The 25,247-nt window shown below is 71.4% G+C and carries 22 protein-coding genes; 15 read left to right on the top strand and 7 right to left on the bottom strand.

What is annotated here, in order from left to right:
• Positions 1-20 precede the first annotated feature (20 nt).
• Both ACYP53_RS01450 and ACYP53_RS01445 read right to left on the bottom strand, forming a co-directional pair.
• Positions 21-482: an indole-3-glycerol phosphate synthase gene (locus tag ACYP53_RS01450; RefSeq protein ID WP_189916431.1), complete on the bottom strand. Its 462-nt coding sequence runs from the start codon at positions 480-482 to the stop codon at positions 21-23.
• 73 nt (positions 483-555) lie between these two features.
• Entirely contained in the window at positions 556-1,326 is a 771-nt protein-coding gene (locus ACYP53_RS01445) for a pyrimidine reductase family protein (RefSeq protein WP_459646430.1), read from the bottom strand.
• A 146-nt stretch (positions 1,327-1,472) separates the two neighbouring features.
• Between ACYP53_RS01445 and zapE the strand changes: the two genes are divergently transcribed.
• The 4 genes from zapE to ACYP53_RS01425 all read left to right on the top strand — a co-directional run bounded on the left by zapE (position 1,473) and on the right by ACYP53_RS01425 (position 6,723).
• On the top strand, positions 1,473-2,516 hold the full coding sequence (gene zapE / locus ACYP53_RS01440) for a cell division protein ZapE (protein ID WP_229928637.1): 1,044 nt from the start codon (positions 1,473-1,475) through the stop codon (positions 2,514-2,516).
• A 36-nt stretch (positions 2,517-2,552) separates the two neighbouring features.
• Positions 2,553-4,643, top strand: coding sequence for an excinuclease ABC subunit UvrB (uvrB, locus tag ACYP53_RS01435; protein ID WP_189916429.1), 2,091 nt, complete (start codon positions 2,553-2,555; stop codon positions 4,641-4,643).
• A gap of 307 nt (positions 4,644-4,950) precedes the next feature.
• Positions 4,951-5,529 carry a TerD family protein gene (locus ACYP53_RS01430; protein WP_189916428.1) on the top strand — a complete coding sequence of 193 codons (579 nt, stop codon included), beginning with the start codon at positions 4,951-4,953 and terminating at the stop codon, positions 5,527-5,529.
• 207 nt (positions 5,530-5,736) lie between these two features.
• On the top strand, positions 5,737-6,723 hold the full coding sequence (locus ACYP53_RS01425; protein ID WP_189916427.1) for a TerC family protein: 987 nt from the start codon (positions 5,737-5,739) through the stop codon (positions 6,721-6,723).
• Between the two features lie 102 nt (positions 6,724-6,825).
• On the opposite strand, the gene ACYP53_RS01420 is transcribed toward ACYP53_RS01425, so the two are convergent.
• Positions 6,826-7,479 (bottom strand): MBL fold metallo-hydrolase, encoded by a 654-nt coding sequence (locus tag ACYP53_RS01420; protein WP_189916426.1) that lies wholly within the window; start codon positions 7,477-7,479, stop codon positions 6,826-6,828.
• Positions 7,480-7,527: 48 nt separating this feature from the next.
• Positions 7,528-8,262: a maleylpyruvate isomerase family mycothiol-dependent enzyme gene (locus tag ACYP53_RS01415; protein WP_459646429.1), complete on the bottom strand. Its 735-nt coding sequence runs from the start codon at positions 8,260-8,262 to the stop codon at positions 7,528-7,530.
• A 269-nt stretch (positions 8,263-8,531) separates the two neighbouring features.
• On the opposite strand from ACYP53_RS01415, the gene uvrA reads away from it, so the two are divergent.
• The 11 genes from uvrA to ACYP53_RS01360 all read left to right on the top strand — a co-directional run bounded on the left by uvrA (position 8,532) and on the right by ACYP53_RS01360 (position 21,741).
• Complete coding sequence (uvrA, locus tag ACYP53_RS01410) at positions 8,532-11,552, top strand: excinuclease ABC subunit UvrA (protein WP_459646428.1); 3,021 nt, start codon at positions 8,532-8,534, stop codon at positions 11,550-11,552.
• A 132-nt stretch (positions 11,553-11,684) separates the two neighbouring features.
• Positions 11,685-12,131: a Rieske (2Fe-2S) protein gene (locus tag ACYP53_RS01405; protein WP_189916423.1), complete on the top strand. Its 447-nt coding sequence runs from the start codon at positions 11,685-11,687 to the stop codon at positions 12,129-12,131.
• 66 nt (positions 12,132-12,197) lie between these two features.
• A complete protein-coding gene (gene uvrC, locus ACYP53_RS01400) occupies positions 12,198-14,258 on the top strand; it encodes an excinuclease ABC subunit UvrC (RefSeq protein ID WP_459646427.1) in 2,061 nt (686 codons plus the stop codon).
• A gap of 118 nt (positions 14,259-14,376) precedes the next feature.
• Positions 14,377-15,261, top strand: coding sequence for an RNase adapter RapZ (gene rapZ / locus ACYP53_RS01395; protein WP_229928619.1), 885 nt, complete (start codon positions 14,377-14,379; stop codon positions 15,259-15,261).
• A gap of 66 nt (positions 15,262-15,327) precedes the next feature.
• On the top strand, positions 15,328-16,425 hold the full coding sequence (locus ACYP53_RS01390; RefSeq protein ID WP_189916421.1) for a gluconeogenesis factor YvcK family protein: 1,098 nt from the start codon (positions 15,328-15,330) through the stop codon (positions 16,423-16,425).
• Positions 16,416-17,396, top strand: a complete 981-nt coding sequence (whiA, locus tag ACYP53_RS01385) for a DNA-binding protein WhiA (RefSeq protein WP_030238424.1) — start codon at positions 16,416-16,418, stop codon at positions 17,394-17,396. The genes ACYP53_RS01390 and whiA overlap by 10 nt, the downstream gene beginning before the upstream one ends.
• 372 nt (positions 17,397-17,768) lie before the next feature.
• Positions 17,769-18,776 carry a type I glyceraldehyde-3-phosphate dehydrogenase gene (gap, locus tag ACYP53_RS01380; RefSeq protein ID WP_189916420.1) on the top strand — a complete coding sequence of 336 codons (1,008 nt, stop codon included), beginning with the start codon at positions 17,769-17,771 and terminating at the stop codon, positions 18,774-18,776.
• A 152-nt stretch (positions 18,777-18,928) separates the two neighbouring features.
• Complete coding sequence (locus tag ACYP53_RS01375) at positions 18,929-20,134, top strand: phosphoglycerate kinase (RefSeq protein ID WP_189916419.1); 1,206 nt, start codon at positions 18,929-18,931, stop codon at positions 20,132-20,134.
• Positions 20,135-20,138: 4 nt separating this feature from the next.
• Positions 20,139-20,924, top strand: a complete 786-nt coding sequence (tpiA, locus tag ACYP53_RS01370) for a triose-phosphate isomerase (protein ID WP_189916418.1) — start codon at positions 20,139-20,141, stop codon at positions 20,922-20,924.
• 87 nt (positions 20,925-21,011) lie between these two features.
• Complete coding sequence (secG, locus tag ACYP53_RS01365; RefSeq protein WP_189916417.1) at positions 21,012-21,248, top strand: preprotein translocase subunit SecG; 237 nt, start codon at positions 21,012-21,014, stop codon at positions 21,246-21,248.
• Between the two features lie 205 nt (positions 21,249-21,453).
• Positions 21,454-21,741, top strand: a complete 288-nt coding sequence (locus tag ACYP53_RS01360; protein ID WP_030238413.1) for an RNA polymerase-binding protein RbpA — start codon at positions 21,454-21,456, stop codon at positions 21,739-21,741.
• A gap of 75 nt (positions 21,742-21,816) precedes the next feature.
• On the opposite strand, the gene pgl is transcribed toward ACYP53_RS01360, so the two are convergent.
• Genes pgl through zwf form a run of 3 tightly spaced genes read right to left on the bottom strand, consistent with a single transcriptional unit; the run spans position 21,817 to position 25,240 of the window.
• Positions 21,817-22,605, bottom strand: coding sequence for a 6-phosphogluconolactonase (pgl, locus tag ACYP53_RS01355; protein ID WP_189916416.1), 789 nt, complete (start codon positions 22,603-22,605; stop codon positions 21,817-21,819).
• Positions 22,602-23,687 carry a glucose-6-phosphate dehydrogenase assembly protein OpcA gene (gene opcA, locus ACYP53_RS01350; protein WP_189916415.1) on the bottom strand — a complete coding sequence of 362 codons (1,086 nt, stop codon included), beginning with the start codon at positions 23,685-23,687 and terminating at the stop codon, positions 22,602-22,604. The genes pgl and opcA overlap by 4 nt, the downstream gene beginning before the upstream one ends.
• A complete protein-coding gene (gene zwf, locus ACYP53_RS01345) occupies positions 23,684-25,240 on the bottom strand; it encodes a glucose-6-phosphate dehydrogenase (RefSeq protein ID WP_189916414.1) in 1,557 nt (518 codons plus the stop codon). The genes opcA and zwf overlap by 4 nt, the downstream gene beginning before the upstream one ends.
• Positions 25,241-25,247 lie beyond the last annotated feature (7 nt).

Below are 25,247 nucleotides of genomic sequence, written 5' to 3'. Positions count from 1 at the left end.
CGGCGCGCGGAGCCAGGGTTCTAGGAGTCGCTGGCGAACAGCCTCAGCACCGGGACCCCCACCTTGTGCCGGGCCTGGGAGGCCCAGTCGCGGTGGAAGAACTCCTCCACGAAGTGCGGTGAGGTGAGCACCACCACCTCGTCCGCCCGGTGCTCCTCGACGGCCGCGCGCAGCCGTTCCAGGGGCTTCTCCTCGACCAGCTCGCCCACCGCCTCGGCCCCGGCCGCGCGCAGGTGGCGCAGGCTGTGCTCCAGCGACTCGGTGGCCACGGTCGGGCCGCTCTCGGACTCGTCGTGCTCGTGCACCACCTTGTCGAGGTGGCCGAGGGCGACGTCGTCGAGCGCCCGCAGCAGTTCGTCCTGCTTGCCGCGCGGCTGCATCAGGACGACGAAGGAGACCTTCTCGTCGCTGTGGAGCGTGGTGACGAGCTCCACGTCCGCGTCGGAGAGAGCCTTTTCGATCATCAGTACCGTCTTGAACACGTGAGTCCCTTCCAGTGGCCGGCCCCCGGGCCCCGGCATCGCATAACGGGATCACGATCGGGGGGTCACGGGGTCATTCCGAACCCAGGTGACGCAGGTAGCGGGTGAAGAGGAATCCTTTCTGCTCGATCAATGAGACCAGCCGCATCCGCTGCACGTCAGGCATTTCCGCATCGTGGAGGATGCGCGGCGCGTCGCCGCCGGTGAGCAGCGGGGCCAGGGAGAGGCACAGCTCGTCCAGCAGGTCCGCCGCGGCGAGCTGTCCGAGCAGGCGCGGGCCGCCCTCGGTCAGCAGCCTGGTCCAGCCCCGTTCGGCCAGTGCCGCCACGCCCGCCCGCAGGTCCACCGCCCCGGTGCCGGCGAGCACCAGGTCGGCCACCTCGGCGACCGCCCGGCGGCGCTCCTCGGGGGCGTCCTCGGTGGTGATCACCACCGTCCTGACCAGCGGTTCCGTGAACAGCGGCGCGGTCAGGTCCAGCCGCAGCGAACGGGTCACGACGGCGATCGCCGGGGCCGGCGCCTGCCCCGCCGCCGCCCGGGCGGCCGCGAACTCCTTGCGGGCCCGGGCCGGCCGGTAACCCTCGGCGCGGACCGTCTCCGCGCCCACCAGCACCACGTCGGACAGCGCCCGCAGCACCCCGAAGATCCGCTTGTCGGCGTCCCCGGAGAGCCCTTCGGACAGACCGTCGAGCCTCGCCCCGCCGTCCAGGCCGGCCACCATGTTGGCGCGCAGCCACGGGCGGCCCCGATTCACCTGTTCGGGGTACGCGTACACGGCGGCGAGCGACTCCAGGGCGGCCGGATCGGCGACCGGCTCACCCAGCGGGCTGATCAACTGTTGCATGCCCTCAGTCTTCCACCGCCGGTCGCCCGGAAGCGGGTCGGAAGCGGGTCGGAGGCGGTTCGGGGGCGGTTCGGAGGCCGCGGGGAGCAGGCGTACCCTCTACAGATGTGCCCGCAGCCTCCCGCCCCGACACCGCGACCGAGTCCATAGCCGCCGCGAGCGCGGCCGGCTCCCCGATCGCACTCACCGACCGCCGTCCCGTGGTGCCCGCCGAGCGGCTGGTCGCCGAGATGGTCCCGCCGCCCCGGTTCGCCGGCGTGAGCTTCGGGTCGTACATCCCGGACCAGAGCCAGCCGAGCCAGTACGAGGCCGTGCAGGTCCTGGAGCAGTTCGCGGCCACCCTCGCGGGAGGAAACGGTTCCGCGCCCAAGCGCGGCTGGTTCCGCCGCTCCGCCCCCGCGCCCACCGGCCCGGCCGGGGTCTACCTCGACGGCGGCTACGGCGTCGGCAAGACCCACCTGCTCGCCTCGCTCTGGCATTCCGCCCCCGGCCCCAAGGCCTTCGGCACCTTCGTCGAGCTGACCAACCTGGTCGGCGCGCTCGGCTTCCAGCAGGCCGTCCGCACCCTCTCCGGGCACACGCTGCTCTGCATCGACGAGTTCGAGCTGGACGACCCGGGCGACACCGTGCTGGTCTCCACCCTGCTCGGCCGGCTGGTCGAGGCCGGCGTCAAGCTCTGCGCCACCTCCAACACCCTGCCGGAGAAGCTCGGCGAGGGCCGTTTCGCCGCCGCCGACTTCCTGCGCGAGATCCAGGGCCTGTCCGCGCACTTCCGCCCGCTGCGGATCGACGGCCAGGACTACCGCCACCGCGGCCTGCCCGACGCCCCGCCGCCGTACTCCGACGAGGCCGTCGAGACCGCCGCTGCCCGCACCCCCGGCGCCTCCCTCGACGACTTCGACGCCCTGCTGACCCACCTCTCCGCCGTCCACCCCAGCCGCTACGGCGCCATGCTGGACGACGTCTCCGCGGTCTGCCTGCGCGGCGTGCGCCAGGTCGACGACCAGTCCACCGCCCTGCGCCTGGTCGTCCTCGCCGACCGGATGTACGACCGCGAGCTGCCCATCACCGCCTCCGGCATCCCCTTCGACCAGGTCTTCCCGGAGGAGATGCTCCGCGGCGGCTACCGCAAGAAGTACCTCCGCGCGATCTCCCGCCTCGTCGCCCTGGCCCGCGACAGCGCCAAGTAGGCCCCGCTTGTCAGTGGTGGGTCGTACGGTTGATGCGTGCGTCCCATCACGAGTATTGAGCGGTCCGTGGCGCCCTTCGAGGTCGTCAGTCCCTTCCAGCCGAACGGTGACCAGCCGGCGGCGATCGCCGAGCTGGAACGCCGGATCAGGGGAGGGGAGAAGGACGTCGTCCTGCTGGGCGCCACCGGTACCGGCAAGTCGGCCACCACGGCGTGGATGATCGAGAAGCTGCAGCGGCCCACCCTGGTGATGGCGCCGAACAAGACGCTGGCCGCGCAGCTGGCGAACGAGTTCCGCGAGCTGCTGCCGAACAACGCCGTCGAGTACTTCGTCTCGTACTACGACTACTACCAGCCCGAGGCGTACGTCCCGCAGACGGACACCTACATCGAGAAGGACTCCTCGATCAACGAGGAGGTCGAGCGGCTGCGCCACTCGGCGACCAACTCGCTGCTCACCCGCCGGGACGTGATCGTGGTCGCGTCCGTCTCCTGCATCTACGGCCTGGGCACCCCGCAGGAGTACGTGGACCGGATGGTGCGGCTGCGGGTCGGCGAGGAGATCGACCGGGACGTCCTGCTGCGCCGCTTCGTGGACATCCAGTACGCCCGCAACGACGTCGCCTTCAGCCGCGGCACCTTCCGGGTGCGCGGCGACACCATCGAGATCTTCCCGGTGTACGAGGAGCTCGCCGTCCGGATCGAGATGTTCGGCGACGAGATCGAGGCGCTGTACACCCTGCACCCGCTCACCGGGGAGATCATCAGCCAGGACGACTCGGTCTACGTCTTCCCCGCCTCGCACTACGTGGCCGGCCCCGAGCGCATGGAGCGGGCGATCACCGGCATCGAGACGGAGCTGGAGGGGACGCTCGCCCGGATGGAGAAGCAGGGCAAGCTGCTGGAGGCGCAGCGGCTGCGGATGCGCACCACCTACGACATCGAGATGCTGCGCCAGATCGGCACCTGCTCGGGCGTCGAGAACTACTCGATGCACTTCGACGGCCGCGAGCCCGGCTCCCCGCCGAACACGCTGCTGGACTACTTCCCGGAGGACTTCCTCCTGGTCATCGACGAGTCGCACGTCACCGTCCCGCAGATCGGCGCGATGTACGAGGGCGACGCCTCGCGCAAGCGCACGCTGGTCGAGCACGGGTTCCGGCTGCCGTCCGCGATGGACAACCGCCCGCTGAAGTGGGAGGAGTTCCTGGAGCGGATCGGCCAGACGGTGTACCTGTCGGCGACGCCCGGCGCGTACGAGCTGTCGCGCGGCGACGGCCAGGTCGAGCAGATCATCCGCCCGACCGGCCTGATCGACCCCGAGGTGATCGTCAAGCCGACCGAGGGCCAGATCGACGACCTGGTGCACGAGGTCCGCAAGCGGGTCGAGCGGGACGAGCGGGTGCTGGTCACCACGCTGACCAAGAAGATGGCCGAGGACCTCACCGACTACATGCTCGGCCTGGACATCCGGGTCCGGTACCTGCACAGCGACGTGGACACCCTGCGCCGGGTGGAGCTGCTGCGCGAGCTGCGGGCCGGCAAGTACGACGTGCTGGTCGGCATCAACCTGCTGCGCGAGGGCCTGGACCTGCCCGAGGTGTCGCTGGTGGCGATCCTGGACGCGGACAAGGAGGGCTTCCTGCGCTCCGGCACCTCGCTGATCCAGACGATCGGCCGCGCGGCCCGCAACGTCTCGGGCCAGGTCCACATGTACGCGGACCGGATCACGCCGTCGATGGAGAAGGCCATCGACGAGACCAACCGCCGCCGGGCCGTGCAGCAGGCCTACAACAAGGAGCACGGGATCGACCCGCAGCCGCTGCGGAAGAAGATCGGCGACATCCTGGACACCCTCGCCCGCGAGGACGTGGACACCGACGAGCTGCTCTCCTCCGGCTACCGCGGCCAGGGCAAGGGCAAGGCCCCGGTGCCCTCGCTGGGCGCCGAGCGCAAGCCCGCCAAGTCCCTGCCGGCCGCCGAGCTGGCGGAGCTGATCCAGGAGATGACCGACCGGATGCACACGGCCGCCGCCGACCTGCAGTTCGAGGTCGCGGCGCGGCTGCGCGACGAGGTCAAGGAGCTGAAGAAGGAGCTGCGGCAGATGCGCGAGGCCGGGGTGGCGTAGCGGGATCCGTGTGGAGCGGGATCCGCAGGGGAGTGCCCGGCGCCCGTCGGGGCGGGGCGTGACGGCTGGGACGCCCGGGCTTGGCCGGAATGGCACCGGTCAAGCCCGGAGGTGTCTCAGCCTTGCCACAAACGGGGAAACCCTGAGGAGGTCGGGGTGTCGCAGGGCCTAGGCTGGCCTGCGGCATCGTGTCCGCTGGACGGGCGCGGGCCGTAGCAGAGGGGGCCTCAGCCGGGGGACGGCGACGGGGTGTTCCACCGGGGAGCCGGGCGGCAGCGACCGCGTGGCCGGCAGAGAGGACAACGTCGTGTCGGTGAACCTTGCCAAGGGGCAGCGGGTCAGCCTCCAGAAGGGGGCGGGCGCCGCCCTGACCGTGGTCCGGATGGGCCTCGGCTGGCAGGCGGCTCCCAAGCGGGGCCTGTTCGGCAGTCGCACCAGGACGATCGACCTGGACGCCTCGGCGCTGCTGTACGCCGAGAAGACCCCGTCCGACGTGGTGTTCTTCCAGCACCTGGAGAGCGAGGACGGCTCCGTCCGGCACACCGGGGACAACGTGCACGGCGGCTCGGGGCACGAGGACGACGAGGCGATCCTGGTCGACCTGATGCACGTGCCGGCGCACATCACCCAGGTGGTGTTCACGGTGAGCTCCTACACCGGGCAGACCTTCGCCGAGGTGGAGCGGGCGCACTGCCGCCTGGTGGACGAGACCACCGGGCTGGAGCTGGCCCGCTACGAGCTGGCGGGCGGCGGTCCGCACACCGGGCAGATCATGGCCAAGGTGGTCCGGGACGGCGAGGGCGGCTGGGAGATGCAGGCGATCGGCGCCCCGGCCAAGGGCCGGACCTTCCAGGACCTGCTGCCGGCGATCGATCCCTACCTCTGACGGTCCCCACCCCTGACGGTTCTTTACCTTCTTTACCTTTCCTTGCCTCTCCTGTTACTCTCGATGGCAGCGGAGGGGAGTATTCCTCGACAGCCGACCCCGTCATCACGGGTGCCCGTCGTGGCACCCCGGGGCGCTGGCCCGACGGGCGGAAGAGACCTCCGGCAGTGACGATGACTGTCTCGCCTACCTGCCGGAGGAGCAGTAGTGGACGTTTCCGTAACCATGTGGGTCACCACGATCGGTGTGTTGATCGCCCTGATCGTGGCCGATTTCTTCATCGGCGGCCGCAAGCCGCACGAGGTCTCGATCAAGGAGGCCGGGATCTGGACGGCCGTCTGGGTCGTGCTGGCGCTGATCTTCGGCGGGTTCCTCTGGTGGCACTCCGGCGGGCAGCCGGCGGGTGAGTTCTTCGCGGGCTACATCACCGAGAAGTCGCTCAGTGTCGACAACCTCTTCGTGTTCATCCTGATCATGGGCAAGTTCGCGGTGCCCAGGATCTACCAGCAGCGCGTGCTGATGTTCGGTGTGATCATCGCGCTGGTGCTCCGGGCGGTGTTCATCGCCGGCGGCGCCGCGCTGGTCGCCCAGTTCTCCTGGGTCTTCTTCATCTTCGGCGCCTTCCTGATCTGGACGGCGTGGAAGCTGATCAAGGAGGCCAGGGCCGACGAGGAGGACGAGGAGTTCGAGGAGAACCGCCTGCTCAAGTCGATCGAGCAGCGCTTCCCGTCGACCGACAAGTACCACGGCACCAAGCTCTTCATCAGGGAGAACGGCCGCCGGCTGATGACCCCGATGCTGATCGTCATGCTGGCGATCGGCACCACCGACGTCCTGTTCGCCCTGGACTCGATCCCGGCCATCTTCGGCCTCACCCAGGACCCGTACGTGGTCTTCACCGCCAACGCCTTCGCCCTGATGGGCCTGCGCCAGCTGTACTTCCTGATCGGCGGCCTGCTGAAGAAGCTGGTCCACCTGTCGTACGGCCTGTCGGTGATCCTCGGCTTCATCGGCGTGAAGCTGGTGCTGCACGCCGCGCACGAGGCGGGCGCGACCTGGGCCCCGGAGATCGGCATCCCGTTCTCGCTGGGCTTCATCGTGGTGGTGCTGGCCGTCACCACGTTCACCAGCCTGCGGGCCTCGAAGAAGGCCGCGGCCCTGGCCGAGCGCGAGCAGGAGAAGCTCGACGCCTGAGGTGCCCGCTGAACGCCGAGGCCCCCGTGACCGGTCACCGGTCGCGGGGGCCTCGGCGTACCCGGGGTGCGCGGCGTACCCGGCGCACCCGGGGTGCGCGGGCTACCAGCCGCGCTCGCGCCACTCGTCGAGGTGCGGGCGCTCGGCGCCGAGGGTGGTGTCGTTGCCGTGGCCGGGGTAGACCCAGGCCTCGTCCGGGAGGGCGTCGAAGATCTTCTCGTTGACGTCCCGGAAGAGCGTGCGGAAGGCCTCCGGGTCGCCCCAGGTGTTGCCGACGCCGCCGGGGAAGAGGCAGTCGCCGGTGAACACGTGCGGGTGGCCCTGCGGGTCGTCGTAGATCAGCACGATCGCGCCGGGGGTGTGCCCGACCAGGTGGCGGACGGTGAGCTCGACGTCGCCGACGCGCAGCCGCTCGCCGTCCGCGAGCAGCAGTTCGGTGGGCACGGGGATGCCCTCGGCGTCGTGCTCGCCGGCGGCGGTGCGGGCGCCGGTGGTGGCGACCACCTCGGCCAGCGCGCCCCAGTGGTCCTGGTGCCGGTGGGTGGTGACCACGGTTTCGAGGTCGTCCCCGACGGTCTCCAGCAGCACCGGGGCGTCGGCGGCCGCGTCGATCAGCAACTGCTCGTCGGTGGCCCGGCAGCGCAGCAGGTAGGCGTTGTTGTCGTACGGTCCTACGGCCACCTTGGTGATGATCAGGTGGGCCAGCTCGCGCACGTCCGGCGGTCCGCCGACCTTGACCGCTCCGTGGTACGTCATGCCACTGCTCCTCGTCCGGCTACAGGGTTCAGGGTCATCCTCGCGCCGTCAGCCCATCGGGGGAAGCGGGGGGAGGTCGGTGTCGGGGGTGCGGCGCAGGTCGGCGCCGGCGGAGCGGCCGGAGAGCCAGGCTAGGAGGGCGCGGACGGGGCCCTCGACGGTCAGGGCGGGCTCGCCGGTGCCGATGACGGCGCGGTCCTCGGTGTCGGTGGCGACCAGGCGGACGGCGGGCAGGCCGGCGCCGGCCAGGCTCTCGGCGAGCTTGCGGAACTGGGCGGTGGCGAAGTCTTCCGGCCAGTGCGCGGGGGTGTGGCCGGCGGCCAGGTCGACGTGGTGGTACTCGACCTCCAGCAGGCGCTTGTGCGGGATGTCGGAGGCCGGGAAGACGTAGCCGGTGCGGTGGCGGACCTCGGCGGTCCAGGCCTCGTCCGGCAGCAGCGCGGCGGCCTCGGCGAAGCGGGCGTGCGAGTCGCGCAGGTCGGCGAGGTGGACTTCCAGCGGGCGGGGCGCGTCGCGCTCGATGTCCGCGTCGCGGGCCTCGCCGCTGGCGTACTGCGGGATGTCGGTGCCGGTGCGGGCGCCGTTCAGCAGGTTGACCAGGGAGTCGGCGTTGCGGGCGAGGTGGGCCAGGACGTGGCCGCGGGTCCAGCCGGGCAGTGCGGAGGGCTCGGCGACGGCGTCGGGCTTCAGCTCGGCGACGGTCTGCAGCAGGCGCTGGGTGCTCTCCTCGACCTGGTCCAGCCAGGAGGCGGCGGAGGCGGCGGCGGACTGCGGGTCGGTCATCGAATCTGCCTTCTGTCGGGAGGCGGAGCGTTGCCCACCGGGGGCCTCGCTCGTTGACCAGACGACGCTATCGCCGAATCCGGGCCCTGAGCAGGGGGTTTTTCGGTCCGGGTGCGGACGGTCCCGGGGCGGTCCTCACTCGTTCGGGTGGTCTCCACTGGACGAAGTCGAGATTCGAACGTCTGAGCTATAGGCTGGCTGCCGCATCCTGGAAGAAGACCCACCTCCCAACGCCAGTAGTCTCGCCCCGGAGAAAGGCGCCAGAAGCAGTGGCCGACCGCCTCATCGTCCGCGGTGCTCGCGAGCACAATCTCAAGAACGTCTCGCTCGACCTGCCCCGCGACTCCCTCATCGTCTTCACGGGCCTCTCCGGCTCCGGCAAGTCCTCGCTCGCCTTCGACACGATCTTCGCCGAGGGCCAGCGCCGCTACGTCGAGTCGCTGTCCTCGTACGCCCGTCAGTTCCTCGGGCAGATGGACAAGCCCGACGTGGACTTCATCGAGGGCCTCTCCCCGGCCGTCTCGATCGACCAGAAGTCCACCAATCGCAACCCCCGTTCGACCGTCGGCACCATCACCGAGGTCTACGACTACCTGCGCCTGCTGTTCGCCCGGATCGGCAAGCCGCACTGCCCGCACTGCGGCCGCCCGATCGCCAAGCAGTCGCCGCAGGCGGTCGTGGACAAGGTGCTGGAGCTCGCCGAGGGCACCCGCTTCCAGGTCCTCAGCCCGGTGGTGCGCGAGCGCAAGGGCGAGTTCGTCGACCTCTTCGCCGACCTTCAGTCCAAGGGCTACTCCCGCGCCCGGGTGGACGGCGAGACGATCCAGCTGGCCGAGCCGCCGAAGCTGAAGAAGCAGGAGAAGCACACCGTCGAGGTGGTCATCGACCGCCTGACCGTCAAGGAGAGCGCCAAGCGGCGGCTCACCGACTCGGTGGAGACGGCCCTGCGGCTGTCCGGCGGCATGGTCGTGCTCGACTTCGTCGACCTCCCCGAGGACGACCCGGAGCGCGAGCGGATGTACTCCGAGCACCTCTACTGCCCGTACGACGACGTGTCGTTCGAGGAGCTGGAGCCGCGCTCGTTCTCCTTCAACTCGCCGTTCGGCGCCTGCCCGGACTGCTCGGGCCTGGGCAACCGGATGGAGGTCGACCCGGAGCTGGTCGTGCCGGACGTCGAGCGCTCGCTCGACGAGGGCGCGATCCACCCGTGGTCGGCCGGGCACGCCAAGGAGTACTTCCAGCGCCTGATCGACGCGCTGGCCGGGGAGCTCGGCTTCCGCACCGACATCCCCTGGGCCGGGCTGCCCGCCCGCGCCAAGAAGGCGCTGCTGTACGGGCACAAGCACCAGGTGGAGGTCCGCTACCGCAACCGCTTCGGCCGGGAGCGCTCCTACAGCACCGGCTTCGAGGGCGCCGTCCCGTTCATCCAGCGCCGGCACACCGAGGCGGAGAGCGACAGCAGCCGCGAGCGCTTCGAGGGCTACATGCGCGAGGTGCCCTGCCCGACGTGCCAGGGCACCCGGCTCAAGCCGGTGGTGCTCGCGGTGACGGTCGAGGGCCGGTCGATCGCCGAGGTCTCCTCGATGTCGATCAGCGACTGCTCCGAGTTCCTGGGCGCGATGAAGCTCAACGCGCGGGACAAGCAGATCGCCGAGCGGGTCCTCAAGGAGGTCAACGAGCGGCTGCGCTTCCTGGTCGACGTCGGCCTGGACTACCTCTCGCTCGACCGCGCGGCCGGCACCCTGTCCGGCGGCGAGGCCCAGCGCATCCGGCTGGCCACCCAGATCGGCTCCGGCCTGGTCGGCGTGCTCTACGTGCTGGACGAGCCCTCGATCGGTCTGCACCAGCGGGACAACCACCGGCTGATCGAGACGCTGGTGCGGCTGCGCGACATCGGCAACACCCTGATCGTGGTCGAGCACGACGAGGACACCATCAAGACCGCGGACTGGGTGGTCGACATCGGCCCGGGCGCCGGCGAGCACGGCGGCAAGGTGGTGCACTCCGGCTCGCTCAAGGAGCTGCTCGGCAACGAGGAGTCGCTGACCGGCCAGTACCTCTCCGGCAAGCGGGCCATCCCGATCCCGGCGGCCCGCCGGGAGCGGGACAAGAAGCGCCAGCTGACCGTCCACGGCGCCCGCGAGCACAACCTCAAGGACGTCACGGTCGGCTTCCCGCTGGGCACCTTCACGGCGATCACCGGCGTCTCCGGCTCCGGCAAGTCGACGCTGGTCAACGACATCCTCTACACCCACCTCGCCCGGGAGCTGAACGGCGCCCGCAGCGTGCCCGGCCGGCACACCCGGATCACCGGCACCGACCAGGTGGACAAGGTGGTGCACGTCGACCAGTCGCCGATCGGCCGTACGCCGCGCTCCAACCCGGCCACCTACACCGGCGTGTTCGACCACGTGCGCCGGCTCTTCGCGGAGACGCAGGAGGCCAAGGTCCGCGGCTACCTGCCCGGCCGGTTCTCGTTCAACGTCAAGGGCGGCCGCTGCGAGAACTGCTCGGGCGACGGCACCATCAAGATCGAGATGAACTTCCTGCCGGACGTCTACGTGCCGTGCGAGGTCTGCCACGGCGCCCGGTACAACCGGGAGACGCTGGAGGTGCACTACAAGGGCAAGTCCATCGCCGAGGTGCTGGACATGCCGATCGAGGAGGGGCTGGCCTTCTTCGAGGCCGTCCCGGCGATCGCCCGGCACCTGAGGACGCTCAACGACGTCGGCCTCGGCTACGTCCGGCTCGGCCAGTCCGCGCCGACGCTCTCCGGCGGCGAGGCGCAGCGCGTCAAGCTGGCCTCGGAGCTGCAGAAGCGCTCCACCGGGCGGACGGTCTACGTGCTGGACGAGCCGACCACCGGTCTGCACTTCGAGGACATCAGCAAGCTGATCAAGGTGCTCAGCGGGCTGGTGGACAAGGGCAACACGGTGATCGTCATCGAGCACAACCTCGATGTGATCAAGACGGCCGACTGGATCGTCGACATGGGCCCCGAGGGCGGCTCCGGCGGCGGCACGGTGGTCGCCGAGGGCACCCCCGAGGAGATCGCCGCCGTCCCGGAGAGCCACACCGGCAAGTTCCTGCGGGACATCCTGCCGAGCGACTTCGCGGACGCCCCGGCCGCCGCCCCGGCCAAGAAGGCCGCGGCGACCAAGGCTGTGGCGACCAAGGCCGCGGCGACCAAGGCCGCGGCGACCAAGGCCGTGGCGACCAAGGCCGTGGCGACGAAGGCCGTGGCCAAGAAGGCGGCACCGCGCAAGCGCGCTGCCCCGTCGAAGAAGTAGCCGACGAGCCGTCCCGTCCGCCCCGCCGCTTCCGGCCCCACCCGACGGTGGGAGTACCGGGAGCGGCGGGGCGCGTGCGGCATAGAATTCCGTGGTCCCCGCAGCCGCAGCAGCAACCGTAGGAGCGCACCGATGTCCGAGGCCCCCGAAGGCAGCCCCACCGCCTCCCGCCGCACCCTGCTCTGCGGGGCGGCGGCCGTCCTGGCGGCCGGCGGCACCGTGGCGGTCACCGGCTGCAGCTCGTCCTCGTCCTCCTCCTCCGGCGGGGGCAGCACCGCCAAGGGCCCGGTGGACCTCGGCCCGGCCTCGGCGGTGCCGGAGGGCGGCGGCAAGGTCTTCCGCGAGCAGAAGATCGTGGTGACCCAGCCGGCCGCCGGCCAGTACAAGGCCTTCAGCGCCAAGTGCACCCACGCCGGCTGCATCGTGGACCAGGTGAAGAACCAGCAGATCCAGTGCCCCTGCCACGGCAGCCGGTTCGCCATCGCCGACGGCGCCGTCCAGGACGGCCCGGCCCCCTCCCCGCTGCCCGCCTACACCGTCACGGTGGAGGGCGGGAACCTCAAGGTGACCCCGAGCTGAAGCAGTTGACCGTCTCCCGAGAGATCCCGTCCCCGCGGCCCCGCCCCCACTCGGTACGGTGGACCCATGGCTGACCCGAGCACCTACCGCCCGGCGCCCGGTGCGATCCCGACCTCCCCGGGCGTCTACAAGTTCCGTGACGCCCACGGCCGGGTCATCTACGTCGGCAAGGCCAAGAGCCTGCGGCCGCGCCTGTCGTCCTACTTCCAGGACCTGGCCGGCCTGCACCCGCGCACCGCGACCATGGTCACCACCGCCGCCTCGGTGGAGTGGACCGTGGTCGGCACCGAGGTCGAGGCGCTCCAGCTCGAGTACTCCTGGATCAAGGAGTTCGACCCGCGGTTCAACGTCAAGTACCGCGACGACAAGAGCTATCCCGAACTCGCCGTCACCCTCGACGAGGAGTACCCGCGGGTCCAGGTGATGCGCGGGGCGCACAAGAAGGGCGTGCGCTACTTCGGCCCGTACGGGCACGCCTGGGCGATCCGGGAGACGGTCGACCTGCTGCTGCGGGTCTTCCCGGTCCGCACCTGCTCCAACGGCGTCTTCAAGCGGGCCCGGCAGGTCGGCCGGCCGTGCCTGCTCGGCTACATCGGCAAGTGCGCCGCGCCCTGCGTCGGCAAGGTCTCGGCGGACGAACACCGGGAGCTGGCCGAGGACTTCTGCGACTTCATGGCCGGGCGCACCGGCAACTACCTGCGCCGGCTCGAAGAGGAGATGCGGGAGGCCGCGGCCGGGCTGGAGTACGAGAAGGCGGCCCGGCTGCGGGACGACATCGGCGCCCTCAAGCGGGCGATGGAGAAGAACGCCATCGTGCTCGCCGACGCCACCGACGCCGACCTGCTGGCCCTCGCCGAGGACGAACTCGAAGCCGCCGTGCAGATCTTCCACGTCCGCGGCGGCCGGGTGCGCGGCCAGCGCGGCTGGGTCACCGACAAGGTCGAGGACGTCGACACCGCCGGCCTGGTCGAGCACGCCCTCCAGCAGCTGTACGGCGGCGGCGAGTCCGTCCCGCGCGAGGTGCTCGTCCCCGCCCTGCCCGACCCGGCCGGGCCGGTGCGCGAGTGGCTGGGCGGGCTGCGCGGCAGCCAGGTCGACCTGCGCGTCCCGCAGCGCGGCGACAAGAAGGACCTGATGGCCACCGTGCAGCGCAACGCCCAGCAGGCGCTCGCGCTGCACAAGACCAAGCGGGCCTCCGACCTCACCACCCGCAGCCGCGCCCTGCAGGAGATCGCCGACGCGCTGGAGCTGGACTCCGTCCCGCTGCGCATCGAGTGCTACGACATCTCCCACCTCCAGGGCGAGGACGTGGTGGCCTCGATGGTCGTCTTCGAGGACGGCCTGGCCCGCAAGAGCGAGTACCGGCGGTTCCAGATCAAGGGCTTCGAGGGCCAGGACGACGTCCGCTCGATGCACGAGGTGATCAGCCGCCGGTTCCGCCGCTACCTCCAGGAGCGCGAGCAGACCGGCGAGTGGGCCGTCCCGGAGTCCGAGGACGACCGGCCCGAGGACCGGCCCGAGGAGGGGCCCGGGGACGGCCCGCGCACCGAGGAGGGCCGCCCCAAGCGCTTCGCCTACCCGCCCCAACTGCTGGTGGTCGACGGCGGCCAGCCGCAGGTCGCCGCCGCCAGGCGCGCCCTGGACGAGCTCGGCATCGACGACGTCGCGCTGTGCGGCCTGGCCAAGCGGCTGGAGGAGGTCTGGCTGCCGGGCGAGGACGACCCGGTGGTGCTGCCCCGCTCCAGCGAGGGCCTCTACCTGCTCCAGCGGGTGCGCGACGAGGCCCACCGCTTCGCGATCGGCTACCAGCGCACCAAGCGTTCCAAGCGACTCACCGCCGGGGAACTGGACTCCGTCCCGGGCCTCGGCGAGACTCGCCGCCAGGCGCTGCTCAAGCACTTCGGCTCGCTGAAGAAGCTCCGGGCCGCCACCGTGGACGAGCTCTGCGCGGTACCCGGCATCGGACGCCGCACCGCGGAGACTGTTGCGGCGGCGTTGTCCTCCCGTACACCCGCCGCACCCGCGGTCAACACCGCGACCGGCGAGATCATCGAGGACGGGGCCGACCAGGCCGCAGAGCCGGTGGCAGCAGCACCCCAGACCGCACCATCCCAGGAGACGCCATGACGGCCGACGCCGCCCGTCAGCCGGTGTGCCCCGGCCCCGCCCGCCTGCCCGGGCCGGGGAAGGGCGGCCGCGCCGTGAGCGTTCTCCCCAGCAGAAAGACCGAGAGCGGGGAACCGAAGTGACCGTGTCAGACGTGGCCGAGAACGCGCCGGAGCTGGTGATCATCTCCGGCATGTCCGGAGCCGGCCGCTCCACCGCCGCCAAGTGCCTGGAGGACCTCGGCTGGTTCGTGGTGGACAACCTGCCGCCGGCCCTGATCCCGACCATGGTCGACCTGGGCGCCCGCTCCCAGGGCAACGTCGCCCGGATCGGCGTGGTGGTGGACGTCCGAGGCCGCCAGTTCTTCGACGACCTGCTCACCTCGCTGGACGAGCTGGAGAAGCGCGGCGTCCGGCTGCGGGTCGTCTTCCTGGACTCCTCCGACGACGCGCTGGTGCGCCGCTTCGAGAGCGTCCGCCGCCCGCACCCGCTGCAGGCCGACGGCCGGATCGTGGACGGCATCGCCCAGGAGCGCGACCTGCTGCGCGACCTGCGCGGCGAGGCCGACCTGGTGATCGACACCTCCAACCTCAACGTGCACCAGCTGCGCGCCAAGCTGGACGCCCAGTTCGCCGACCACGACGAGCCCGAGCTGCGGGCCACCGTGATGTCCTTCGGCTTCAAGTACGGCCTGCCGGTCGACGCCGACCTCGTGGTGGACTGCCGCTTCCTGCCCAACCCGCACTGGGTGCCCGAGCTGCGGGCCCGGACCGGCACCGACGCGGACGTCGCCGACTACGTGTTCCAGCAGCCCGGCGCCAACGAGTTCCTGGACGGCTACACCGAGCTACTCCGGATCGTGACCGAGGGCTACCGGCGCGAGGGGAAGCGTTACATGACGCTTGCCGTAGGCTGCACCGGTGGCAAGCACCGCAGCGTCGCCATGTCCGAGCGTCTGACCAAGCGTCTCATCGCCGACGGAGTCGAGACGGTGCTCGTCCACCGTGACATGGGACGGGAGTAACCGCCGCCCTCCTCGCCGGGCCCACCGGCGCAGCGGGTGACGGGGCCGAGGAACGCGAGGTGATGTGTGGCGGGATACCTGCCCGGGCGGCAGCCGCAGATCAGGACCGGTGACCGGGCGGGCAGCCCGGCCCGGCCCCCGGCTCCGAGCCGTCCGCGCAGCAGTCCCGCCCGGACGAATCCGGCCCCCCGGATCACCGCGCTGGGCGGCGGCCAGGGCCTGTCCGCCTCGCTGTCCGCGCTGCGCCGGCTGACCAGCGACCTCACGGCCGTGGTCACCGTCGCCGACGACGGCGGCTCCAGCGGACGGCTGCGCACCGAGCTGGGCGTGCTGCCCCCGGGGGACCTGCGCAAGGCGCTGGCCGCGCTGTGCGGGGACGACGACTGGGGCCGCACCTGGTCCGAGGTGATCCAGCAGCGCTTCACCGGCAACGGGGAGCTCGGCGGCCACGCCGTCGGCAACCTGCTGATCGTCGCGCTCTGGGAGAAGCTGGGCGACCCGGTGGAGGCCCTGGACTGGGTCGGCCGGCTGCTCAACGTCCAGGGCCGGGTGCTGCCGATGTCGGCGGTGCCGCTGGACATCGAGGCGACCGTCCGCGGCCACGACCCGGAGCGGCCCGGCGAGCTGTCGGCGGTCCGCGGCCAGGCCGACGTCGCGGTGACCCCCGGCACGGTGCAGTCGATCCGGCTGCTGCCGGACGAGCCGCCGGCCGTCCCGCAGGCCGTCACCGCCGTCCGGGAGGCGGACTGGGTGGTGCTCGGCCCCGGCTCCTGGTTCACCAGCGTGCTGCCGCACCTGCTGGTGCCCGAGCTGGCCAAGGCGCTCACCGAGACCCGCGCCCGCCGGCTGCTCACCCTGAACCTGGCCCCGCAGCCCGGCGAGACCGAGGGCTTCACCCCGCAGCGTCACCTGGAGGTCATAGCCGACCACGCCCCCGAGCTCGCGGTGGATGCGATCCTGGTGGACGAGCGCGCCGTCACCGGCGGTGCCTTCGGCCAGGCGGACCTCGCCGGTCTGGAGAAGGCGGCCGAGCGGATGGGCGCCGCCCTGGTGCTCGGTTCGGTGGCCCGCACCGACGGCACGCCGCGACACGACCCCGAGCTGTTGGCAGCAGCGTACGACCGGATTTTCCGGACACATGGAAGGATCGGGCCATGGCGATGACTCCAGCGGTGAAGGACGAGATCAGCCGGCTCCCGGTCACCCGGGCCTGCTGTCGCAAGGCGGAGGTGTCGGCGATCCTGCGGTTCGCGGGCGGACTGCACATCGTGAGCGGCCGCATCGTGATCGAGGCGGAGCTGGACACCGGGGCGGCGGCACGGCGGCTGCGCAAGGACCTGCTGGAGATCTTCGGGCACTCCTCCGACCTGGTCGTGATGGCGCCCGGCGGGCTGCGCCGCGGCAGCCGTTTCGTGGTCCGCGTGGTCAAGGACGGCGAGCTGCTCGCCCGGCAGACCGGTCTGGTGGACGGCCGGGGCCGCCCGATCCGGGGGCTGCCTCCGGCGGTCGTCTCCGGCGCCACCTGCGACGCCGAGGCCGCCTGGCGCGGTGCCTTCCTGGCGCACGGCTCGCTCACCGAGCCGGGCCGCTCCTCCTCGCTGGAGATCACCTGCCCCGGCTCCGAGGCGGCGCTGGCCCTGGTCGGCGCGGCCCGTCGGCTCGGCATCCCGGCCAAGGCCCGCGAGGTGCGCGGCGTGGACCGGGTGGTCATCCGCGACGGTGACGCGATCGGCGCGCTGCTGACCCGGCTGGGCGCGCACGAGTCGGTGCTCGCCTGGGAGGAGCGCCGGATGCGGCGCGAGGTGCGGGCCACCGCCAACCGCCTCGCCAACTTCGACGACGCCAACCTGCGCCGCTCGGCCCGCGCCGCGGTGGCGGCCGGCGCCCGGGTGCAGCGCGCGCTGGAGATCCTCGGCGAGGAGGTGCCCGAGCACCTGGCCGCGGCCGGCCAGCTGCGGATGCAGCACAAGCAGGCCTCGCTGGAGGAGCTGGGCGCGCTCGCCGACCCGCCGCTGACCAAGGACGCGGTGGCCGGCCGGATCCGCCGGCTGCTGGCGATGGCCGACAAGCGCGCCTCCGAGCTCGGCCTGCCGAGCACCGAGGCGAGCCTGACCGACGAGATGGCGATGAACTGACGCCCCCCGTCCGTGATCGAGACACGGCCGGCGCCCGGCTCCACGGGCGCCGGCCGTCGGCGTTTCCGGACGGTCCTCCGCAGGCGTTCCCGGACGGCCGTCCGGAGGTGTTCCCGGACGGTCGTCCGCAGGCCGTCCGGAGGCGTCCGCAGGCCCGAATTGGTAGAGACCAATGGTCCCGGGACCAACTGCCCGCCGGACCAAGGGCGGACGGCCTGAAATCGGGTTTCGGGTGCGCCACGCCACGTCTCACGAGGTGGCGCGATGTGCCCCTTCAGGCCCCGGAGGGGTAGGGTCATAGGCGGTCGGGGACTTCCCAAATCTCACCCCCGTCGGGCTCCGGCCCGGCGTACCTAACGAGGAGATCGGTTCGTGACGATCCGGGTAGGCATCAACGGCTTCGGCCGCATCGGCCGCAACTTCTTCCGCGCGGTCAAGGCCCAGGGCGCGGACATCGAGATCGTCGGTGTCAACGACCTCACCGACACGAAGACCCTGGCTCACCTGCTCAAGTACGACACCACCCTGGGTACCCTCCAGGCCGAGGTCTCGCACACCGAGGACAGCATCACCGTCGACGGCCACACCTTCAAGGTGACCGCCGAGCGTGACCCCGCCAACCTGCCGTGGGCCGCCCTGGGCGTCGACATCGTCGTCGAGTCCACCGGCATCTTCACCAAGGCCGAGGCCGCGAAGAAGCACCTCGCCGCCGGCGCGAAGAAGGTCATCATCTCGGCGCCCGCGACCGACGAGGACGTCACCATCGTCCTGGGCGTCAACGACGACAAGTACGACGCCGCCAAGCACGACATCATCTCCAACGCCTCCTGCACCACCAACTGCGTGGCGCCGATGGCCAAGGTGCTGAACGAGAGCTTCGGCATCGTCAAGGGTCTGATGACCACCGTCCACGCGTTCACCAACGACCAGGTGACCCTGGACTTCCCGCACAAGGACCTGCGCCGTGCTCGTGCGGCCTCGCAGAACATCATCCCGACCTCGACCGGTGCCGCCAAGGCGACCGCCCTGGTCCTGCCGGAGCTGAAGGGCAAGCTGGACGGCACCTCGCTGCGCGTCCCGGTCCCGACCGGCTCCATCACCGACCTGGTCGTCACCCTCGAGCGCGAGGTCACCAAGGACGAGGTCAACGCGGCCTTCCAGAAGGCCGCGCAGGAGGGCCCGCTCAAGGGCATCCTGGCCTACACCGAGGACCCGATCGTCTCCTCGGACATCGTCAACGACCCGGCCTCCTGCATCTTCGACAGCCAGCTCACCATGGTCCAGGGCAACCAGGTCAAGGTGCTCGGCTGGTACGACAACGAGTGGGGCTACTCGAACCGCGTCGTCGACCTGGTCACCCTCGTCGGTGGGCAGCTCTGACGCGGTGGGGGCTGACGTGATGTGAGGACGAGGGCCCGGACGGCGCACCATGCCGACCGGGCCCTCGTTCCGCGCTCATGGACTTCTCAGGCGGCCCCTGCGCCGTGCCGCCTCTGCGCATCGACCATCTCCCCAGGAGTAACCGAATCCCCGTGAAGACCATCGAAGACCTCGAAGTCGCCGGCAAGCGCGTGTTCGTGCGCGCCGACCTGAACGTCCCGCTGTCGGGCGACCGGATCACCGACGACGGCCGGATCCGCGCCGTCGCCCCGACCATCGCCAAGCTCGTCGAGCGCGGTGCCAAGGTCGTCGTCGCCTCCCACCTCGGCCGCCCCAAGGGCGAGCCGGACCCGCAGTACTCCCTCGCGCCGGTGGCCGCCCGCCTCGGCGAGGTCCTCGGCCGGCCGGTCGCCTTCGCCGCCGACACCGTGGGCGAGAGCGCCCGGGCCGCCGTGTCCGCGCTGGCCGACGGCGAGGTCGTGCTGCTGGAGAACCTGCGCTTCAACGCCGGCGAGACCAGCAAGGACGACGCCGAGCGCAAGGCCTTCGCCGAGCAGCTGGCCGCCCTCGCCGACCTGTACGTCGGTGACGGCTTCGGCGCCGTGCACCGCAAGCACGCCTCGGTCTACGACCTGCCCGGCCTGCTGCCGAGCGCCGTCGGCGACCTGATCGCCACCGAGGTCGGCGTGCTGAAGAAGCTCACCGAGGACGTCGAGCGCCCGTACGTGGTCGTGCTCGGCGGTTCCAAGGTCTCCGACAAGGTCGGCGTGATCGACAACCTGCTCGGCAAGGCCGACCGCATCCTGATCGGCGGCGGCATGGCGTACACCTTCCTGTACGCGCTGGGCAACGAGGTCGGCATCTCGCTGCTGCAGAAGGACCAGGTCGACACCGTCCTGGAGTACCTGGAGCGGGCGAAGCAGAACGGCGTCGAGTTCGTGCTGCCGGTGGACGTCGCGGTCTCCGCGTCCTTCCCCGACACCAAGACCCACGCGCCGGTGGAGGACTTCGCGGTCGTCGACGCGGACAAGATCCCCGCCGACAAGGAGGGCCTGGACATCGGCCCGAAGACCCGCGAGCTCTTCGCCTCGAAGCTGGCCGACGCCAAGACGGTGTTCTGGAACGGCCCGGTCGGTGTCTTCGAGCACCCGACCTTCGCCGAGGGCACCAAGGCCGTCGCCCAGGCCCTGGTGGACAGCGACGCGTTCACCGTGGTCGGCGGCGGGGACTCCGCCGCGGCCGTCCGCATCCTGGGCTTCGACGAGAACGCCTTTGGACACATCTCGACCGGCGGTGGCGCGAGCCTCGAGTACCTGGAGGGCAAGACCCTTCCCGGTCTCGCCGCCCTGGAAGGCTGACAGCATGACCGACCGTCTCCCGCTCATGGCGGGCAACTGGAAGATGAACCTCAACCACCTCGAGGCCATCCAGCACACCCAGAAGCTGGCCTTCGCGCTGGCCGACAAGGACTACGAGGCCGTCGAGGTCGCCGTCCTGGTGCCTTTCACCGACCTGCGCTCGGTGCAGACCCTGGTCTTCGGCGACAAGCTGAAGATCAAGTACGGCTCGCAGGACATCTCGCGGCACGACGGCGGCGCCTACACCGGCGAGGTCTCCGGCCCGATGCTGGCCAAGCTCCAGTGCACCTACGCGGTGATCGGCCACTCGGAGCGCCGCCAGTACCACGGCGAGAACGAGGAGATCGTCAACGCCAAGGTGAAGGCCGCCTACCGCGCCGGGGTCACCCCGATCCTGTGCATCGGCGAGCCGCTGGAGATCCGCAAGGCCGGCACCCACGTCGAGTACACCCTGGCCCAGCTGGACGGCGCCCTGGCGGACGTCCCGGCCGACCAGGCCGAGTCCATCGTGGTCGCCTACGAACCGGTCTGGGCGATCGGCACCGGCGAGGTGGCCACCCCGGAGGACGCGCAGGAGGTCTGCGCCGCCATCCGCGGGCGGATCGCCGAGCTGTACAGCGCCGAGCTGGCCGACAAGGTCCGCGTGCTGTACGGCGGTTCGGTGAAGTCGTCGAGCGCGGCCGGCCTGATGGCCAAGCCCGACATCGACGGCGGCCTGATCGGCGGTGCCTCGCTGGACGCCGAGGAGTTCGTCAAGATCGTGCGCTACCGTGAGCAGGCAGTAGGCTAACGCCGCCGCAGCAACGTAGGCTTTGGGGCCGGACCGCCGTACGCGGCCCGGCCCCTTCGCCGAAGATACGAGAGAGTTGGTCCCGCCGTGGTTCTCGGGTTCTCGATTGCCCTGATCATCTTCAGCCTGCTGATGATCCTCCTGGTGCTGCTGCACAAGGGGAAGGGCGGCGGTCTGTCGGACATGTTCGGCGGTGGCGCGATGTCCACCGGCGGCGGCTCGGCGGTGGCCGAGCGAAACCTCGACCGCATCACCATCGTGGTCGGCCTGGGCTGGTTCGCCAGCATCATCGTGCTCAGCCTGCTGCTGAAGTACAAGAGCTGACACAAGCCTGACGCCCCGTCGCCCGAGCGCCTATCCTGGGACGGTCGGGGGCGCAGGCAGTGGTGGCGGAGGCTTAACTCCTGCTTACACTAGGACGACTTTCGCCACCGACGCGCACCGCGGCGGGTCGGCGCACCAGTACGCAGGGAGTCAGACCGTGGCAAGTGGCAATGCCATCCGTGGCAGCAGGGTTGGGGCCGGCCCGATGGGCGAGGCGGAGCGCGGCGAGTCCGCCCCGCGCAACCGGATCTCCTTCTGGTGCGCCAACAAGCACGAGACCCGGCCCAGCTTCGCCGCGGAGGCGGCGATCCCGGACACCTGGGACTGCCCGCGCTGCGGCTTCCCGGCCGGGCAGGACCAGCACAACCCGCCGGCTCCCTCGCGCAACGAGCCGTACAAGACGCACCTCGCCTACGTCCGGGAGCGGCGCACCGACGCCGACGGCGAGGCGATCCTGGCCGAGGCGCTGGCGAAGCTCCGCGGCGAGATCTGACCGCGCGAGCGCCGTGCCGGCGGAAGCCGAAGGGCGCCACCGTCATCGACGGTGGCGCCCTTCGGCGTTCCTGCCCTACGCCGAGGCCGGCGGGTAGAGCTGCGGCGGGATCCGCTCCGCGGCGGCGCGGTCCAGCAGCATCAGGGTGCGGCTGCGCCCGTACGCCCCGGAGGCGGGCGCCTGGATCTCGCCGGGGCCGGACAGGGCCAGCGCGACCGCGCCCGCCTTGTCCTCGCCGGCGGCCAGCAGCCAGACCTCGCGGGCGGCCCGGATGGCCGGGAGGGTGAGCGAGACCCGGGTCGGCGGGGGCTTGGGGGCCCCGCGCACGCCGATCACGGTCAGCTCGGTCTCCCGCACGCCCGGGTGCTCGGGGAAGAGCGAGGCGACGTGGGTGTCCGGGCCGACGCCGAGCAGCAGCACGTCGAAGGCGGGGACGCCCAGCCGGTCGCCCGGCCCGGCCGCCTTCCGCAGCTCCTCGGCGTAGCGGGCCGCGGCGGCCTCCACGTCCGAGCCGTCCACCCCGTCCGAGGCGGGCATCTCGTGCACCCGCGCCGGGTCGAGCGGGACGGCGTCCAGCAGCTCGGCGCGGGCCTGGACGGCGTTGCGGTCCGGGTCGGCGGCGGGCACGAAGCGCTCGTCGCCCCACCAGAGGTCCAGCCGGCCCCAGTCGACCGCGTCGCGCGCCGGGGAGGCGGCGATCGCGGCGAGCAGGGCGTTGCCGTTGCGACCGCCGGTGAGCACCACCGAGGCGGTGCCGCGGGCGGCCTGGGCGTCCACGATCCGGGTGATCAGCCGGGCCGCGGCCGCCTGGGCCATCAGCTCCTTGTCCCGGTGGACGACCAGCTGCGGGGTCGCGTTGGTCATGCGCCGTCCTTGCCCGCGCGCTTGCCGACGGCCTTCTTCGCGGGCTTCTTCTCCGACGCGTCGGAGGTGACCCGGTCGGGGTTGGCCACCGGCTCCCCGGCGGCGACCGAGACCGCGTGGGCGACCCGCTCGGCCGCCGCCGTCTCGGCGTTGGCCGGCTCGCGCAGCCGGTCGACGGGCGTGCGCACGGCTGTCGAGTAGATGTCGTCCGGGTCCAGCCGGCGCAGCTCCTCGGCGATCAGCTCCGCCGTCTCGCGCCGCTTGAGCGCCACCTGGCGGTCCGGCGAGCCGGGCATGGAGAGCGTGCCCATCAGGCCGTCCGGACGGTCCAGGGTGATGTCCCCGTCCTTGGTGCGCAGGTGCACCGCGGTGATGCCGGGGCCACCGGTGACGACCCGCTCGACCGGCACGTGCAGCCGGTTGGTCAGCCACAGGCCGAGCAGCTCGACGCTGGGGTTGTAGGACTCGCCCTCGACCGCCGCGGAGACGATCGTGGACGGCCGCTGGTCCAGCGCGGCGGCCAGCATCGAGCGCCAGCCGGTGATCCGCGTCCAGGCCAGGTCGGTGTCGCCCGGGGTGTAGCTCTGCGCCCGCTGGGCGAGCTGGCCGACCGGGGACTCGGCGGTGACGGCGTCGGTGATCCGGCGCTGGGCGAGCGAGCCCAGCGGGTCCTGCGCCGGGTGCAGCGGCGCGTTGTCCGGCCACCAGACCACGACCGGGGCGTCCGGCAGCAGCAGCGGCAGGACGACCGACTGGGCGTGCGCGGCGAGCTCGCCGTGCATGCGCAGGACGACCGTCTCCCCGGAGCCGGCGTCCGAGCCGACCAGGATCTCGGCGTCCAGCCGGGTCTCGGCGCGGGCCCGCGGCGAGCGCCCGGCGCGCTTGATCACCGCGAGGGTGCGCATCGGGTGCTCGCGGGAGGCGTCGTTGGCGGCCTTGAGGGCGTCGTAGGCGCTGCCCTCGTCGGTCACGATCACCAGGGTGAGCACCATGCCGGCGGCGGTGGCTCCGCTGCCCCGGCGCGCCTCCATGAGCGCGGCGTTGATCTTGCTGGACGTCGTGTTGGTGAGGTCGATCTTCATGGCCGACGCCAGCTCCTGCCGTCTCGTGCGAGCATCTCGTCCGCCTCAGTGGGGCCCCAGGTACCGGAGGCGTACTGGGCGGGCTTGCCGTGGGTGTCCCAGTACTTCTCGATCGGGTCGAGGATCTGCCAGGAGAGCTCGACCTCCTGGTGGCGCGGGAACAGGTTGGCGTCCCCGAGCAGCACGTCGAGGATGAGCCGCTCGTACGCCTCCGGGCTCGACTCGGTGAAGGACTCGCCGTAGGCGAAGTCCATCGTGACGTCCCGGACCTCGAAGGAGGTGCCCGGCACCTTGGAGCCGAACCGCACCGTCACGCCCTCGTCCGGCTGGACCCGGATGACCAGGGCGTTCTGCCCCAGCTCCTCGGTCGCGTAGGAGTCGAAGGGCAGGTACGGGGCGCGCTGGAAGACGACCGCGATCTCGGTGACCCGGCGGCCCAGGCGCTTGCCGGTGCGCAGGTAGAACGGGACGCCCGCCCAGCGGCGGTTGTTGATCTCCAGCTTGATGGCCGCGTAGGTGTCGGTCTTGGAGTCGGGGTCGATGCCGTCCTCGTCCAGGTAGCCGGCGACCTCCTCGCCGCCCTGCCAGCCGGCGGCGTACTGGCCGCGCACGGTGTGCCGCCCGAGGTCGGCCGGGAGCTTGACGGCGCTGAGCACCTTGAGCTTCTCGGCCACCAGCGCCTTGGGGTGGAAGGACGCCGGCTCCTCGATGGCGGTCAGCGCCATCAGCTGGAGCAGGTGGTTCTGGATCACGTCACGGGCGGAGCCGATGCCGTCGTAGTAGCCGGCCCGGCCGCCGATGCCGATGTCCTCGGCCATGGTGATCTGCACGTGGTCGACGTACGAGCGGTTCCAGATCGGCTCGAACATCTGGTTGGCGAAGCGCAGCGCCAGGATGTTCTGGACCGTCTCCTTGCCCAGGTAGTGGTCGATCCGGAAGACCTCGTCCCGGGGGAAGACCTCGTGGACGACCTTGTTGAGCTCCTGGGCGCTCTCCAGGTCGTGCCCGAAGGGCTTCTCGATGACCGCGCGGCGCCAGGAGCCCTGCGGCGGGTCGGCCAGGCCGTGCTTCTTGAGCTGCTGGACGACCGTCGGGAAGAACTTCGGCGGGACGGACAGGTAGAAGGCGAAGTTGCCGCCGGTGCCCTGCGCCTTGTCCAGCTCCTCGATGGTCTCGCGGAGCTTGTCGAAGGCCTCGTCGTCGTCGAAGGTCCCGTGGATGAAGCGCATGCCCTTGGCGAGCTGCTGCCAGACCTCCTCCCGGAACGGGGTGCGGGCGTGGTCCCGGACGGCGTCGTGGACCTCCTTGGCGAAGTCCTCGTCGTCCCACTCGCGGCGGGCGAAGCCGACGAGGGAGAAGCCCGGGGGAAGCAGACCGCGGTTGGCCAGGTCGTAGATGGCCGGCATCAGCTTCTTGCGGGACAGGTCTCCGGTGACCCCGAAGATGACCAGACCGGACGGCCCCGCGATGCGCGGGAGCCGTCGGTCGGAGGGGTCACGAAGCGGGTTGACAGGGGCGGGCGGGAGGTCGTCCGCGTCCGATTCCGAAGTCAACTCAGGG

It is taken from the genome of Kitasatospora sp. Ki12, assembly GCF_054601375.1.
Note: the sequence above shows the minus strand (reverse complement) of the source record. Positions and strands in the feature narration are given on the sequence as shown.